Genomic DNA, 16,563 nt, shown 5'->3' on the forward strand with positions numbered 1-16,563 from the left:
CGGGCGCCAGCCCCTATAATCGGGGGCCACTTTGCCCGCAGTACCGCCATGACCGCTGAAACGGCCGCCGAACTCCACACGATCATCGATCTGATCCGCTACGGCACCAGCCGTTTCAACGAAGCCGGGCTGACCTTCGGGCACAGCTACGACAACGCGCTGGACGAGGCCACCCAGCTGGTGCTGCACAGCCTGCACCTGCCGCACGACCTCGGCCCGGCCTACGGCCAGGCGCGCCTGCTGCAGGCCGAAAAGCTGCGCGTGCTGGAGCTGTTCCAGCGCCGCATCGATGAACGCATCCCGGCCGCCTACCTGACCGGTGAGGCCTGGTTTGCAGGATTGAGCTTCAAGAGCGACAAGCGCGCCCTGGTACCGCGCTCGCCGATCGCCGAACTGATCGAATGCGGCTTCGAGCCGTGGCTGGCCGGCCGCGACGTGTACCGTGCACTGGACCTGTGCACCGGTTCGGGCTGCATCGCCATCGCCATGGGCCACTACTACCCGAACTGGCAGGTGGACGGCGTCGACCTGAGCGACGATGCACTGTCGCTGGCCGAAGAAAACAAGGAGCGCCTGCAGGCGCACAACGTCACCCTGATCAAGTCGGACCTGTTCAACGGCCTGTCCGGCCGCCACTACGACCTGATCGTCACCAATCCGCCATACGTCACCAACGACGAGACCGATGCCCTGCCGCAGGAATACTCCTACGAGCCGGAGATGGGCCTGCGTGCCGGCGACGACGGCCTGGACCTGGTGCTGAAGATCCTGCGCGATGCCCCGCTGCACCTGAGCGAGGACGGCCTGCTGATCTGTGAAGTGGGCGAGTCCGAGCAGCATCTGGTCAAGCTGCTGCCGGAAGTCGATTTCGCCTGGATCGAATTCAAGGTCGGCCAGATGGGTATCTTCGCGGTTGAATGCCGCGAGCTGATCGCCCACAGCGCACGCATCACCGAACTGGCGGCGCGCCGCCCGTGAGCTCCAATTCGTTCGGCAAGCTGTTCACCGTCACCACGTTCGGCGAGTCGCACGGGCCGGCCATCGGCTGCGTGATCGATGGCTGCCCGCCGGGGCTGGCGCTGGACGCGGCCGAATTCGCCCACGACCTGCAGCGTCGCGCCACCGGCAAGAGCCGGCATACTTCGGCGCGGCGCGAGGCCGACGAGGTCGAGATCCTGTCCGGCGTGTACGAGGGCCTGACCACCGGCACCCCGATCGCGCTGCTGATCCGCAACACCGACCAGCGCAGCAAGGATTACGCCAACATCGGCCAGCAGTTCCGGCCGGGCCATGCCGACTACAGCTACTGGCACAAGTTCGGCATCCGCGACCCGCGCGGTGGCGGCCGTTCCTCGGCACGCGAGACCACCATGCGCGTGGCCGCTGGCGTGGTCGCCAAGAAGTGGCTGGCCGAGCGCTTTGGCGTCACCGTGCGTGGCTACCTGTCGCAGCTGGGCGACATCACCCCGGCCGGTTTCGACTGGTCGGCGGTGGAAGACAACCCGTTCTTCTGGCCGCACGCTGCACAGGTGCCCGAACTGGAGGCGTACATGGACGCGCTGCGCAAGTCCGGAGATTCGGTCGGCGCGCGCGTGGACGTGGTCGCCGACAATGTGCCGCCGGGCTGGGGTGAGCCGATCTACGGCAAACTCGACGGTGAACTGGCTGCCGCGCTGATGAGCATCAACGCGGTGAAGGGCGTGGAGATCGGCGACGGTTTCGCCAGCGCCGCGCAGAAGGGCACCGAACACCGCGACCTGCTGACCCCGCAGGGCTTCGCCAGCAATCATGCGGGTGGCATCCTCGGTGGCATTTCCACCGGCCAGCCGGTGGTCGCCTCGATCGCGTTGAAGCCGACCTCCAGCCTGCGCCTGCCGGGCCCGTCGCTGGATACGTCCGGCAACGTGGTCGAGGTGGTCACCACCGGCCGCCACGACCCCTGCGTCGGCATCCGCGCCACCCCGATCGCCGAGGCGATGGTAGCGATGGTGCTGATGGACCAGGCGCTGCGCCACCGCGCGCAGTGCGGCGATGTCGGCACGATCACCCCGCGCATTCCCGGGCAGATCGATGGCTGACACGCGGCCGACCGTGTGGGTGAGCCAGCCGCTGATCGACGCGGCCATCGCGCCGCTGCGCGATCGCGTGCAGCTGCGCAGCACCGACACCGTCACCGCCTGGGCCCCGGACCAGATCGCCGGACAACTGGCCAGCGCCGACGGCGCGATCATCACGCTCAACGAGCGCATCGGCGCGGCCCAGGTGGCCGGCGCCGCGCAGCTGCGGGTGATCGCCAATGTCGGGGTGGGCTACAACAACCTGGACGTCGACGCGCTCAGCGCGGCCGGCATCCTGGCCAGCAACACACCGGACGTACTGACCGAAACCACCGCCGATCTCGGTTTCGCCCTGCTGATGGCCACCGCGCGCCGCATCACCGAGTCCGAGCGCTGGCTGCGCGAAGGGCAGTGGCAGCAGTGGTCGTTCCAGACCATGCTCGGTGCCGATATCCACGGCAGCACGCTGGGCATCCTTGGCATGGGCCGCATCGGCCAGGGCATCGCCCGTCGCGGCGCGCACGGTTTCGGCATGAAGGTGCTGTACCACAACCGGTCGCAGCTGCCGGCGGCGACCGAGGCGGAAGTGGGCGCGACCTATGTGGACCTGGATACGCTGCTGGCACAGTCCGACCACCTGCTGCTGGTGCTGCCGTACACGCCGGCCTCGCATCATCTGATCGATGCCGCCGCACTGGCGAAGATGAAGCCGTCGGCGACGCTGGTGAATATCGCCCGCGGTGGCCTGGTCGATGAGATCGCGCTGGCCGATGCGCTGGCCAACGGTCGCCTGGCTGCGGCGGGTCTGGATGTGTACGAAGGCGAGCCAACGGTACGCCCGGAACTGCTGGCGCTGCGCAACGTCGTGCTCACTCCGCATATCGGCAGCGCCTCGCTGGCCACGCGCACGGCGATGGTACAGCTGGCCGTGGATAATCTGCTTGCCGGGCTCGGCCTGGACGGCGGCCCGTCGCGGATGCCGAGCGCGATCAACGCTGAGGCGGCGATGGCCGCGCGCGTGACGCTGGGCAAAAAAACCGGGAAACGATAGGGAACCTCCGCGCGCCCCGCTTGAGGAGGTTCCCCGAACCCAGCTGTCGTGCGTGTTTTTCCCCATTCCCGTTTTCGTGAGAGTTCCCCCATGAGCAATGCACAGCGCAGTTTCCACGTCGCCGTCGTCGGTGCCACCGGCGCCGTCGGCGAGACCATGTTGTCGATCCTGGCCGAGCGTGATTTCCCGGTCGGTACCCTGAGCGTCCTGGCCTCCGAGCGTTCGGCCGGTGGCGAGATCGAGTTCAACGGCCAGAAGGTCACGGTCCAGGACCTGGCCACCTTCGATCCGGCCGGCGTCGAGATCGCGCTGTTCTCGGCCGGTGGCAGCGTGTCCAAGGAATACGCACCGAAGTTCGCCGCCGCAGGTGCGGTGGTGATCGACAACTCCTCGGCCTTCCGTTACGACGATGACGTGCCGCTGGTGGTGTCCGAAGTCAACCCGGAACAGGTCGCCAACCGTCCGCGCGGCATCATCGCCAATCCGAACTGCTCGACCATGCAGATGCTGGTGGCGCTGGCGCCGCTGCACCGCAAGTACGGCATCGAGCGCATCAACGTCTCCACCTACCAGTCGGTGTCCGGCGGTGGTCGTTCGGCCACTGAGGAGCTGGGCAAGCAGACCGGCCAGCTGCTGAGCTTCCAGGAGATCGATCCGCAGCGCTTCCCGGTGCAGATCGCCTTCAACCTGATCCCGCACATCGACGACTTCCAGGACAACGGCTTCACCAAGGAAGAAATGAAGCTGATCTGGGAGACCCGCAAGATCCTCGGCGACGACAGCATCCTGGTGAACCCGACCGCAGTGCGCGTGCCGGTGTTCTACGGCCATTCCGAGTCGGTGGCGATCGAAACCCGCGACAAGGTCACCGTGGCCGAAGCACGTGCGCTGCTGGAGCAGTCGCCGGGCATCGAAGTGGTGGACCGTCACGAGGCCGGTGGCTACCCGACCCCGGTCACCCACGCCTCGGGCACCGACGCGGTGTACGTCGGCCGCATCCGTGAGGACCTGTCGCACCCGCGCGGCCTGAACCTGTGGATCGTATCGGACAACGTGCGCAAGGGCGCCGCCCTGAATGCCGTGCAGCTGGCCGAGCTGGTCGCCGCCGAGCAGCGCTGATCACAGCGGTTGCCTCACCGGTAGTGCCGGCCGCTGGCCGGCATTGCCGTGATGGCACGTGCGTGTCTGCCGGCCAGCGGCCGGCACTACCGAAGGTCCCCATCGGTGGGTGCGGACCGCGGTCCGCACGCTTTATAGTGTCGCCATGAATAAACGGGCCAGGGGCGCAAAGCGCCCCCTCCTCTATCTTTCCACCGCGCTGCTGGCCCTGGCCAGCAGTTCGGCGCTTGCCCTGGGCTTGGGCGACATCCGTGTCCTGTCCAAGCCGGGCCAGCCCCTGCTGGCCGAAATCCCGGTGGTCTCGGCCGATCCGTCCGAGCTGGAGAACCTGCGTGTCGCGTTGGCCTCACCGGTCACCTTCGAGCGCGTCGGCCTGCAGCGGCCGACCGGGCTGGTCGGCGAACTGCAGTTCGAACTGACCCGCAATGCGCAGGGCAGGGCAGTGGTGCGGGTGACCTCGCAGACGCCGGTCGAGACCCCGTCGCTGAGCTTCCTGATCGAGGCGGACTGGGGCCAGGGCCGCCTGGTGCGCGAGTACTCGGCGCTGGTCGATGCACCGTCCAGCGCACTGGCCGTGGCCGAGCCGGAAATCGTTGCACCCGCAGGTACGCTCTCCAACACCATCGCCCGTGAGGCCGCCCCGGCGCCCGCCGCCGCGGAGAGCGTGAGCGCGCCTGCGCCGTCCACCGCCACCACGCCGGCACCCGCACCGGCTCGCCCGCGTGCAGTGGCTGCACCCGCTGCCGCACCGGCAGCCGATGGCAGCGTTACCGTCCAGCGTGGGCAGACCTTGTCGCAGATCGCCAGCGTGGTGGCCCGCGGCAACCAGGTCAGCCGCGACCGCGCAATGATTGCGCTGCTGCGGGCCAACCCGGAGGCCTTCATCCGTGGCAACGTCAACCTGCTCAGGCAGGGCGCCGTGCTGCGTATGCCCGGCAGCGATGCACTGGCGGCGGTCGATGCCGCCGAGGCCGCCGCGCTGGTGCGCGAGCATGCCGCACAGTGGCGTCAGGCGCGCACCGTGCCGCAACCGGCGGGTACTGTCGCCCCGGTCGCCACGGCGGGAACCACGAAGGCTTCTTCCCCGGCTGCGGCCACTGGGGCACGACTTGAAATCGCTCCGGCGCTGGCCTCCGACGCCGCGCACGCGGGCACAACCACCGGCACTGCAGCCGGCAGCGAGGGTGACATGCTGGGCAACGAACAACTGCGCCAGGCACGCGAGGACATCGCGACCCGCGATGCCGAGATCGGCGAGCTGAAGCAGCGGGTGGCCGACCTGGAAAAACTCAAGGAACAGCAGCAGTCGCTGATCGCGATGAAGGACAACGACCTGGCCGCGGCGCAGCAGCGCCTGGCGCAGGCACCGGATGCCCGCGATGCGGCAACGCCGTGGTACTGGCTGGGTCTGCCGGTGCTGTTGCTGGCGGCCGGCGCGGCCTGGCTGCTGCGTCGTCGCAAGCCGTCGCCACTGCCGCCGCTGCGCGAGGAAGGCGACGCCGCCGGCCTGGCCGCTGCGGTACCGGCCGGCGCGGCGCTGGATACGCTGGCCGAGCAGTCTTCGTGGTCGACGGCGGTGTCCGACAGTGGCCGCCAGGAACCGGCGATGCCTGCCTGGGCGACCGAAGCCGAGGTGCAGGATGACGTGGCTGCCGAAGCGGTCGCCGACGTCGCCGCCCAGACTGACTGGCAGGCGCAGACGCTGCGCGATGACGAAGTGGTGGAGCTGCCTGGGGCCGTGACCGACCTGCCGCGCTGGGACGAGCCGGTGGCCATGCAGGACACCCCCGTGCAGGATGAGCCGCCCGCGCAGGCGGTCCCTGACGAGATCGCAGTACCGGACTACGCGCTGCACGCCGAACAGCAGCCGCAGTTCCGCGGCGTGTTCGACCTGCCGGCCGAGCATCATGACGGCGGGGATTCGAGCGCGGCGCCGCACGACGCGCTGGCCGCGGCCGCGCATGAAGACGGTACTGCCGCGCCGGCCAGCGATGCCGGCTGGGCGCCGCGCGCCGGGCAGGAACGCCTGGAACTGGCCATCGCCTACCTCGACCTGGGCGATGCGCAGACCGCACGGACGTTGCTGCTGGAAGTGGCCGAGGGCGGCGACCTGCACTGCCAGGCCCAGGCTCGCGAACTGCTGGCCCGCCTGCCGTGACCGAACCCGCCGACAAGGACCGTGCCATGAGCCGCGAGCGCCGTATCGACTACGTTGAATTCGCCTCCAGTGACCCGGCCGACAGCCGCGCCTTCTTCGAAAAGGTGTTCGGGTGGTCGTTCGTCGACTATGGCAGCGACTACACCGCCTTCGACGATGGCCGCCTGCAGGGTGGCTTCTTCCGCGGCCAGCCGCAACGAGCCAGTGACAGCGGCGCGCCGCTGCTGGTGCTGTATGCCGACCAGCTGGCGCCCATCGAGGCAGCGGTGCGCGACGCTGGCGGTGAGATCGTACGGCCGGTGTTTTCTTTCCCCGGTGGCAGCCGCTTCCAGTTCGTCGAGCCCGGTGGCAACGAACTGGCGGTCTGGTCCGAACGCGATCCGGCCTGAGCGCCGCCCCTCCCGCAACATCGAGGTAGCACATGCGTTACGCGCTTGGCGTCGAGTACGACGGCAGCGATTTCAGGGGCTGGCAGAACCTGGGCGAGGGTGGTCCCAGCGTGCAGGCCAGCCTTGAGCAGGCCCTGTCGTCGGTGGCCGATGCGCCGCTGCAGGTGGTCTGTGCCGGTCGCACCGATGCCGGCGTGCACGGCCAGTGCCAGGTCGTGCATTTCGACACCGACGTGGTGCGCGATCCGCGCGCCTGGATGCTGGGCACCACCACCCGCCTGCCGCGCTCGATCGCGGTGCGCTGGTGCGTGCCCGTGGCCGATGATTTCCACGCCCGCTTCTCGGCGCGGGCACGCCGTTACCGTTACCGCCTGCTCAACCGCGAAGTGCGGCCGGCGCTGCAGCGGCAGACCCTCAGCTGGGAGCGCCGTGCGCTGGACGCGGGCCTGATGCATGCCGCCGGCCAGGCCCTGCTAGGCGAGAACGACTTCAGCGCGTTCCGCTCGGTGCAGTGCCAGGCGCTGCATGCACGGCGTGAACTGCAGTCGCTGCAGGTCAGCCGCCAGGGCGAGGTGATCGAGGTCGCCGTGCAGGGCAATGCATTCCTTCATCACATGGTCCGCAATATCGTCGGATCGCTGATCCTGGTGGGCAGTGGCGAGAAGCCGGTGGAATGGATCGCCGAACTGCTGGCCGGGCGCGATCGCACCGTAGCCGGTCCCACCGCACCGCCGCAGGGCCTGGTGTTCCTTGGGCCCCTGTACCCCGACAACTGGCATCTGCCCGCCGAGGTCACGCTATGAGCCGCTCCTACTACCGCACGCGCATCAAGTTCTGTGGCATGACCCGGGCCGGCGACGTCCGCCTGGCCGGTGAGCTGGGCGTGGACGCGGTGGGTTTCATCTTCGCCCGTGAAAGCAGCCGCCGGGTCGCTCCGGCCGAGGCACGCGCGATGCGCCAGGCGATCGCGCCCATGGTCGACGTGGTGGCGTTGTTCCGCAACAACAGCAAGGAAGAAGTGCGCGAGGTGCTGCGCACGGTACGACCGACCCTGCTGCAGTTCCACGGCGAGGAAGACGAGAGCTTCTGCCGCAGCTTCAACATGCCATACCTGAAGGCGATCGCCATGGGCGGCCGTGAAGAGATCAACGCCCGCACCCTGCAGCTGCGCTATCCCAGCGCCGCCGGCTTCCTGTTCGACAGCCACGCGCCGGGCGGCGGTGGCGGCACCGGCGTGGCCTTTGACTGGGGCCGGATCCCGACCGGCCTGCATCGCCCGTTCCTGCTGGCCGGCGGCCTGAACCCGGAAAACGTCTACGACGCGGTGCTGGGTACCCTGCCGTGGGGCGTGGATGTCTCCAGTGGCATCGAACTGGAGCCGGGCATCAAGGACGGCTACAAGATGCGCACCTTCGTCGAGGAAGTGCGCCGCGCCGATTGCACGGTTCTCGAGTGATTGGCGTCATTATTTGCCGTGATTTGGACCTGGATTTGAGCCTGCACGCATTCTTCACATAGGATGGTCCCAAGCGCGCCTGCCATGAGGGCTGGCGCGGGGATCGACGGGACGCGCGCGGCGCGCCCCGAACGGGCGGCCGCCGCCCACAGCCCAGGAAGGCAAGCGATGCAGGAGTTTCTCACCGTCGTACTCGGTTACCCGACGCTGCCGTACAGCATTCTGCTGTTGGTGTCGGTGATGTATTGGGCGGTTGCGGCGTTCGGCCTGGTCGATGACGGTTTTGGCAATCTCGGCGCCGATGGCGCGCTCGAGGCGGGGACCGACCTCAGTGGCCTGTCAGCCATGCTGGCGCGCTGGGGCCTGGGTGGCGTCCCGATCATGGTGGTGGTCACCCTGCTGAGCCTGTTCGGCTGGCTCATCACCTATTTCATCCATCTGTTCGTACTGCTGCCGCTGCCGGACCTGCTGCGCTGGGGCCTGGGTACGCTCGTGGCGGTGCTGGCACCGCTGCCAGCGGTACCGCTCATCGCGCTGATCCTGCGCCCGGTCCGGCGCTTCCTGCTGCGCCTGCGGCCGGTGCCGCAGGCATCGCTGCTCGGCCGGGCCGGCGTGGTCGCGTCGCCGAAGGTGGACGCACGCAGCGGTCATGCCACGGTCGATGATGGCGGCGCCGGGCTGGTGCTGCAGATCCGCAGCGACATCGAACTGCAGCGTGGCGAGCGCATCGTGCTGGTCGAGCACATGGCCGAACAACACTATTACCGGGTGGTCCGCGCCGATGCGATCGCCCTCGATTTCCAGGACAACCTGCTTCCGGGCAACAAGGAGACTCATCAATGACGTTGGCATCCCTCTTACCGTTCCTGGCCGTCGCCGGCGGCCTGCTCGTCCTGCTGCTGGGCGTGGCCGGGCTGTTCAAGGCCTTCTACCGCAAGGTCGACCAGGGCGTGGCCCTGATCGTCAACGACATGAGCTCCACGCCCAAGGTGCACTTCACCGGTGCGCTGATCATCCCGGTGCTGTACCGCGCCGAGCTGATGCGGATCAGCCTGATCACCCTGCAGATCGACCGCCGTGGCAAGGAAGGCCTGATCTGCCGCGACAACATGCGTGCCGACATCGCCGTGGCCTTCTACCTGCGGGTGAACGAGACCCAGGCCGACGTGCTGCGCGTGGCCAAGGCCATCGGTGCCGACCGTGCGTCGGACAAGCATGCCGTCGATGAGCTGTTCAACGCCAAGTTCTCCGAAGCGTTGAAGACGGTCGGCAAGAAGTTCGACTTCACCGAACTGTTCGAGAAGCGCCAGGAGTTCCGCGACGAGATCATCGCGGTGATCGGCAACGACCTCAACGGCTATGTGCTGGAAGACGTGGCGATCGATTACCTGGAGCAGACCCCGAAGGCGCTGCTGGACCAGTTCAACATCCTTGACGCGCAGGGTATCCGCAAGATCACCGAGCTGACCGCCGCGCAGAACGTGGTGACCAACGAGCTGGAGCAGAACGAGAAGCTCGCCATCACCAAGAAGAACGTGGAAGCGCGTGAAGCGCTGCTGGCGCTGGAACGCCAGCAGGCCGAAGCCGAAGCACGTCAGAAGCGCGAGATCGAGACCATCCGCGCGCGCGAGGAGGCCGAGACCGCCAAGGTGCAGGAAGAGCAGCGCCAGCTGTCCGAGAACGCCCGCATCGAAGCACAGCAGCTGATCGAGATCCGCGACCAGAACCGCCTGCGCGAAGTGGAAGTGGCCGAGCAGAACCGCCAGCGCGCCGTGGCCATCGAGGCCGAGCGCGTGGAGCGCGCACGCCAGCTTGAGCAGGTCACCACCGACCGCGAAGTGCAGCTGCAGGGCGTGGAGCGCGACAAGGTGGTCGAGCAGGGCAAGATGGACGTGGCCAACATCACCCGCGAACGCATCTCCATCGACAAGACCGTGGCGCAGGAGGAAGAGCGCATCAAGGAAGTGCGCGAGGTCTCCGAGGCCGACCGCCAGAAGCAGGTGCTGATCCTGGAAGCCGAGGCCAAGGCACAGGAATCGCTGGTGCGCGAGGTAAAGGAAGCGCAGGCACGCGAGACCGCTTCCAAGCACCGCGCAGTGGAACTGACCACGCTGGCCCAGGCCGAACACGAAGCAGCCGGCAAGCAGGCCGAAGCCAAGCGCCTGCTGGCCGACGCGCTGCGCGCCGAGCAGGCCGCACCGGGCCTGGCCGAAGCGCAGGTGCGTGAAGCTTCGGCACTGGCCATCGAGAAGGTCGGCATCGCCGAGGCCCGCGTGATCGAAGCCAAGGCCGAAGCCAGCCTGAAGCAGGGCAGCAACGAAGCCCGCGTGCTGGCCGAGACCCTGCAGGCGCAGGCGCAGGGTGAGGAGAAGATGGGCCTGGCCCGTGCCACCGCCACCGAATCGCTGGGCAACGCCGAAGCCGGCGTGGTGCAGAAGAAGCTGCTGGCCGAAGCCGAAGGCCTGGTGCGCAAGTTCGAAGCGATCGCTTCGCTGAGCGACCAGGCACGTGGCCACGAAGAGTTCCGCATGATGCTGGACAACAGCCTGAAGCAGGCGCTGGCCTCGATCGAAGCCGGCAAGGAAGTCTCGCGCGAGAACGCCAACGTCATCGCCAGCGCGTTGCGCAACGCCGATATCGACCTGGTCGGTGGCGACGGCGGCATGTTCGAGAACCTGGTCAAGGCGGTGTCGCTGGGCAAGTCGATCGAAGGCTTTGCCGGCAAGAGCCCGATCGTGCAGGAGCTGATGCAGCGCTACCTGGGCGTGGCCGTGGCCGAACCGGCGCCGCGCCAGATCGCCGAGGATGCCGAAGCGGTGCCGACCGTGTCGGCCACCGTGGTCGACAGCGCCCGTTGATGCATCGGGCGATGGCTGCTGCGGCCATCGCCCGCCCGCGCCGGCCGCAACCGCGGCCGTCCGCCCGTGAGCCGGAAGCCTGCTGATGTCTGATACCCATCCGTCCGCCGAATCCACTGCACCGGAGGCCGGCGGCACTACCGTCGACCAGGCCGTTGCCCAGGGCGGTGCCTATGAAGTCCTGCGCCGCCGCCTGGCCGAGCAGGGCCAGCGCCTGCAGGGCCTGGCCGAAACGCTCAACCGCCAGCGCCTGGCCGAGTTCGGCGACAGCCGCCTGGAGGTAGTCGGGCGCTTCCGCATCCGCAGCGAAAACAACTGCGTCGGCCGTGACATCGTGCAGGTCGGGCCGGACCGCCTGCTGTTCGGCTACAACGTGTTCATCGGGCTGAAGACCCAGACCCGCATCGAGGACGTGTTCGGCCTGTACCGGCTGGTGCAGGGCAGCGACGGCTACGACGTGGCGGCGCTGGAGCTGAAGGGCAGCTTCCTCGACCAGCCCGGCTTCGTGCACGACTTCAACGAACTGTACGCCTACTACAAGCACGCGCGCCTGCTGCAGCTGATCGTGGTGGGCGACAAGCTGCTGGCGTCGTTCCAGATCGGTGAGCGCAGCAGCGACGTGCGCGTGTTCCGCTGGGCGCTGTCGCGCGATGGCGAACTGACCTATCTGGATGCGCGCGGTGAGCGCGATATCGCACTGCCGCCGCCGTTCGACTTCGAATGGACCCGGGCGACCCGCGACCTGGCGGTCAATGGCCGCCATTCGCACCTGAACATCCTCGATACCCTGTTCGTGGAGACCACCGGCGGCGACCTCACGATCAAGGTCGAGAACAACACCGAGACAGGGCAGGGCATCTACAGCGAACCGGTGGAGGACAGCACGCAGTCGCTGGACGACGCCCAGTTCGAGTTCGCCCGGGTCGGCTCGCTGGTGCTGCTGAAAGTGCTGCCGTACCGCGAGACGGAGTGGCGCGGGCTTATCTACAACACGCTGACCGGCGGCATCGTGCGCAACGATGCGATCGTGCAGGCCTGCGTGCAGCTGCCCGAAGACCACGGCGTGATCTTCCCGGGTGGCTATTACCTGCAGGGCGGCGAGCACAAGGCGTTCGACGCCTCGATGGCCGGCATGCAGTTCAAGCGCAGCATCCGTTCACCGAATGGTGAGGACGTGCTGTACATCTTCTATGAGCGCGAAGGCGGGCGCTCGGCGCTGTTCGTCTACAACACCATCCAGCGCGTGTTGCAGAACCCGGTGTTCGGCCATGGCTACGCCTTGATGCAGGACGGGCGCATGGTGCTGTTCCATGCCGAAGGCAGCGAACCGACCCGCATCCATCCGATGCAGGTCTGGCAGACCCCGTTCAGCAGTGACGAGTTTGCTGCAAGCCGGCCACCCGGCAACACCTTCATGGGCCGCATCGGCAATGCCGAACTGGTGCGGGGCATCTCCAACCTGTTCAACCTGGCGCGCGAGATCGATGGACAGGACGTGTCGGTGCAGCGCTACCAGCGCCTGGTGGCCGACACCCGGCGCCTGTTCGATGCCCACCACTGGTTGGGCGACGCGGCCTGCGATGGCGCCGAGGCGCTGCTGCGGCAGATCAGCGCCACCGGCGAATCGGTGCTGGACGAGTACGAGAAGGTGCAGTCGATCCGCCAGCAGTCGGCGCAGGCGATGGTCGAGGCAGAGGCCGCGCACAAGGCGCTGCTGGGCCGGCTGCAGCCGCAGAACTGGAACGAGGTGCAGGCCTTCGTCGAGGCCCTCAATGCGATCACCGCATTGCGTGGACGGCTGCTGACCATCCGCGAGCTGCGTTACATCGACACCGCGCGCATCGAGACGATGACGGCCGAGCTGGTGGAGGCGCAGGATCATGTCGGCGCCGCCACGGGTGACTTCCTCGCCGGCGATGCCGCGCTGGTGCCGCTGACCACGCGCCTGCAGGCGCTGGATGAAGCTGCGCAGCAGGCGCAGAGTGCCCGCCAGCTGGATGAGCAGCTGGCGGGGCTGCGCGGGATGGCGGCCGATCTGGATATGCTGTCTGAACTGATGGCCGGCCTGAAGGTGGACGATGCCACCGCCCGCACCCGCGTGGTCGAGTCCATTTCGGTGCTGTACGGCCGCCTCAACCAGGCCCGCGCGCGTGCCGATCAGCGCCGCAGGTCGCTCGGCTCAGCCGAGGCCGTGGCGCAGTTCGCCGCGCAGTTCGCGCTGTTCTCGCAGTCGATCACCAGCGCGCTGGCGCTGGCCACGGACCCGGAGCGTGCCGACGAGCAGTTGTCGCGCCTGCTGGTGCAGCTGGAGGAGCTGGAGAGCCAGTTCGGCGAACACGAGCAGTTCCTCGGCGACATCCTGAGCAAGCGCGAAGAGCTGGTTGAAGCCTTCGAAACGCACAAGCAGGCGCTGCTGGATGACCGCCAGCGCAAGGCACGTTCGGTGCTGGATGCGGCCAGCCGCATCCTCGATGGCCTGGCCAAGCGCACCGAGCGCTTCGCCACCGCCGATGAGCTCAATGCGTTCTTTGCCGGCGATCCGCTGATCCTCAAGCTGCGTGAGCTGGCCGAACGCCTGCGCGCGTTGCATGACAACGTCAAGGCCGACGACATCGAAGCGCGCCTGAAGGGCGTGCGTGACCAGGCGGTGCGCCAGCTGCGTGACCGCAGTGATCTGTACGAGGCGGGCGGCAACGTGGTGCGGCTGGGGCCGCGCCATCGCTTCAGCGTCAACACCCAGGCGCTGGACCTGACCCTGCTGCCGCGTGGTGACACGCTGGCGATCCATCTGACCGGCACCGACTTCCTGGAGACCCTGCACGATCCGGAGCTGGATGCGCTGAAGCCGTTCTGGCCGGTCACCCTGGACTCCGAATCACCTGCACTGTATCGCGGCGAGTATCTTGCCGGCAGCCTGTTGATGGCCGCGCAGGAGGGGAGCGACGGGCTTGACCTGGCCACGCTGCAGCACGACGTCGCCACGCCCGAAGCACTGGACCAGCGCGTGCGTGCGTTTGCCGCACCGCGCTACCGCGAAGGCTACGAGCGCGGCATCCATGACCATGATGCCGCGCTGATCCTGCGTGCGTTGCTGCCCTTGCAGCAGGCGGCCGGCAGCCTGCGGCATGCACCACGGGTGCGTGCGCTGGCGGTGCTGTTCTGGGCTGCCGAGCAGCGGCGCGAAGCGGTGGCGCAATGGCCGGCCCGCCAGATGGGTGCTGAAGCGCTGGCACGCCTGCTGGGGTCCGACGAAGGGCGCCTGGCGTTGCGTGCGGAAATGGCCGAGGCACTGCTGGCGTATGCGCAATCCCACGCGTTGCCGTTCGATGCCGATGCCGCAGAGGCCGCGGCCGCTTATCTGGGCGAGGAACTGGCGGCCGGCGAACCGGTGTTCAGCAGCAGCCGCCATGCGGTAGCGCTGCTGGAGGCACTGGCTCGGCAGCTGGAACAGGCCGGGCAACGCGAGGCGGTCGAACGCGCCCTGCAGCGCAGCCAGGATCCGCTGGCCACGCGCTGGGCGCTGGCCGGTCAGTGGCTGCGGGCGCTGGCGCGGATGCCGGCGCATGCCCCGCATGCCGGCTACGTCGACGAGGCTGCAGCACTGCTGCTGGTGCAGCGCCAGCTGCGTACCCGTGCCAGCGACGCCGCGCTGCAGGCGGAGGTCAGTGGCCTGCTGGGTGAACACGCACGCATCAGCAACGGCACGCTGGTGGTATCGCTGGATGATTTCCTGGCGCGCCTGAAGCAGCACCTGCGTCATTTCGTGCCAGCGTTCCATGCCTACCAGGCGCTGCGCCAGGGCATCATCGGCCGCGAGCGCGAGACCTTGCGGCTTTCCGAGTTCAAGGCGCGGCCGCTGTCCTCGTTCGTACGCAACAAGCTGATCAATGATGTCTACCTGGGCGTGATCGGTGACAACCTGGCCAAGCAGATGGGCACGGTCGGCGAGAACAAGCGCAGCGACCTGATGGGCCTGCTGATGATGATTTCGCCGCCCGGCTACGGCAAGACCACGCTGATGGAATACGTGGCGCACCGCCTGGGCCTGGTCTTCATGAAGATCAACGGCCCGGCGCTGGGTCACGAGGTGCGGTCGCTGGACCCGGCCCAGGCACCGGACGCGACCTCGCGGCAGGAGCTGGAGAAGCTCAACCTGGCGCTGGAAATGGGCAACAACACCATGCTGTATGTGGACGACATCCAGCACACCCATCCGGAGTTCCTGCAGAAGTTCATCTCGCTGTGCGATGGCACCCGCCGTATCGAGGGTGTGTGGCGCGGTCGCACCCGCACCTACGACATGCGCGGCAAGAAATTCTGCGTGGTGATGGCCGGCAATCCGTACACCGAGTCTGGCGAGGTGTTCAAGATTCCGGACATGCTGGCCAACCGTGCCGACATCTACAACCTGGGTGATGTGCTCGGTGGCATGGAGGCGGCCTTTACCCTCAGCTACATCGAGAACAGCCTGACTTCCAACCCGGTGCTGGCGCCGCTGGCTACGCGCGACATGGCTGACCTGTACACGCTGGTCGACCGGGCGATGGGCAAGGAGGTCTCGACCAACGGCCTGAGCCACGCCTACAGCAGCGCGGAGATCAACGAAATCACCGCCACCCTGCAGCGCATGCTGCGCGTGCGCGACGTGGTCTACCGCGTCAACCAGCAGTACATCGCCAGTGCCGCGCAGGACGATCGCTACCGCACCGAGCCGCCGTTCCGGCTGCAGGGTAGCTACCGCAACATGAACAAGCTGGCCGAGAAAATCTCGCCGGTGATGAACGAGGACGAGCTGCAGCAGTTGATCTCCGACCACTACCTGGGCGAGGCACAGCTGCTGACCACCGGCGCCGAAGAAAACCTGTTGAAGCTGGCCGAGCTGCGCGGCGTGCTGGACGACACGCAGGCGCAACGCTGGACGCAGATCAAGCGCGACTTCCTGCGCAACAAGGCCATGGGGGCCGACGACAGCGATGTCGGCGGGCGCGTGGTCGCGCAGCTGGCCGACATCGCCACCGCCCTGCAGCTTCCACCGCCGGCGCCGGAAGCGATTGCCGTTGCCGACCCGGCACCGTGGCCGGCGTTGCTGGAGGCCCTGCATCGTCTTTCTGAAACACGTCCGCCCGCCGCGCCGGTGCCGGTCGCGGCAGCCGCCAGTGTGCCGACGACGGTCCTGGCCGACGACCTGCAGGCTGGCCTGGCACCGTTGGTGGAACTGTTGGCGGCATCGCAGGCGCAGCAGGCACAGGTGTCCCAGACCCTGGCCGCGTTCGCCGGCTGGGCGCGGCAGCAGGTCGAGCGTGGGGTGCCGAACAGTGCGGTGGCGCAGCGTGCGCGTGTGCGCCGTGCCACGACGCCGGAGGAGCGCGCGCTGGATGAGGCGCTGATGCGTCACTTCTACGGCGAGTCGTTGCCGCCGGACGACGGTGAGGAGATTCCAGCGACGACACCGAAGCCGCCGCCGCTGCCGTGACC

General features: G+C 67.9%; 11 protein-coding genes. All 11 read left to right on the forward strand.

Annotation, left to right across the window (positions count from 1 at the left end; genetic code table 11):
* The first annotated feature begins 48 nt into the window (after positions 1–48).
* The 11 genes from prmB to AC5P53_RS05875 all read left to right on the forward strand — a co-directional run bounded on the left by prmB (position 49) and on the right by AC5P53_RS05875 (position 16,561).
* The gene (gene prmB, locus AC5P53_RS05825; protein ID WP_126411215.1) at positions 49–978 is read left to right on the forward strand and encodes a 50S ribosomal protein L3 N(5)-glutamine methyltransferase; all 930 of its coding nucleotides are present in this window, start codon (positions 49–51) and stop codon (positions 976–978) included.
* On the forward strand, positions 975–2,078 hold the full coding sequence (gene aroC / locus AC5P53_RS05830; protein ID WP_126411214.1) for a chorismate synthase: 1,104 nt from the start codon (positions 975–977) through the stop codon (positions 2,076–2,078). Before prmB ends, aroC begins: the two co-directional genes overlap by 4 nt.
* A complete protein-coding gene (locus tag AC5P53_RS05835) occupies positions 2,071–3,108 on the forward strand; it encodes a 2-hydroxyacid dehydrogenase (RefSeq protein WP_126411213.1) in 1,038 nt (345 codons plus the stop codon). Before aroC ends, AC5P53_RS05835 begins: the two co-directional genes overlap by 8 nt.
* A 90-nt stretch (positions 3,109–3,198) precedes the next feature.
* A complete protein-coding gene (locus tag AC5P53_RS05840) occupies positions 3,199–4,227 on the forward strand; it encodes an aspartate-semialdehyde dehydrogenase (RefSeq protein WP_014647891.1) in 1,029 nt (342 codons plus the stop codon).
* A 145-nt stretch (positions 4,228–4,372) separates the two neighbouring features.
* Positions 4,373–6,385: a FimV/HubP family polar landmark protein gene (locus tag AC5P53_RS05845; protein WP_046431834.1), complete on the forward strand. Its 2,013-nt coding sequence runs from the start codon at positions 4,373–4,375 to the stop codon at positions 6,383–6,385.
* A gap of 26 nt (positions 6,386–6,411) precedes the next feature.
* Entirely contained in the window at positions 6,412–6,774 is a 363-nt protein-coding gene (locus AC5P53_RS05850; RefSeq protein WP_014647889.1) for a VOC family protein, read from the forward strand.
* Between the two features lie 32 nt (positions 6,775–6,806).
* Positions 6,807–7,577: a tRNA pseudouridine(38-40) synthase TruA gene (truA, locus tag AC5P53_RS05855; RefSeq protein ID WP_014647888.1), complete on the forward strand. Its 771-nt coding sequence runs from the start codon at positions 6,807–6,809 to the stop codon at positions 7,575–7,577.
* Positions 7,574–8,230: a phosphoribosylanthranilate isomerase gene (locus AC5P53_RS05860; protein WP_014647887.1), complete on the forward strand. Its 657-nt coding sequence runs from the start codon at positions 7,574–7,576 to the stop codon at positions 8,228–8,230. The genes truA and AC5P53_RS05860 overlap by 4 nt, the downstream gene beginning before the upstream one ends.
* 168 nt (positions 8,231–8,398) lie before the next feature.
* Complete coding sequence (locus AC5P53_RS05865; protein ID WP_014647886.1) at positions 8,399–9,073, forward strand: hypothetical protein; 675 nt, start codon at positions 8,399–8,401, stop codon at positions 9,071–9,073.
* Positions 9,070–11,088 (forward strand): hypothetical protein, encoded by a 2,019-nt coding sequence (locus AC5P53_RS05870; RefSeq protein ID WP_014647885.1) that lies wholly within the window; start codon positions 9,070–9,072, stop codon positions 11,086–11,088. The genes AC5P53_RS05865 and AC5P53_RS05870 overlap by 4 nt, the downstream gene beginning before the upstream one ends.
* A gap of 85 nt (positions 11,089–11,173) precedes the next feature.
* On the forward strand, positions 11,174–16,561 hold the full coding sequence (locus AC5P53_RS05875) for a DNA repair ATPase (RefSeq protein ID WP_241887543.1): 5,388 nt from the start codon (positions 11,174–11,176) through the stop codon (positions 16,559–16,561).
* Positions 16,562–16,563 lie beyond the last annotated feature (2 nt).

The sequence above is a fragment of the Stenotrophomonas sp. YJH_SMC_82 genome (assembly GCF_059368875.1).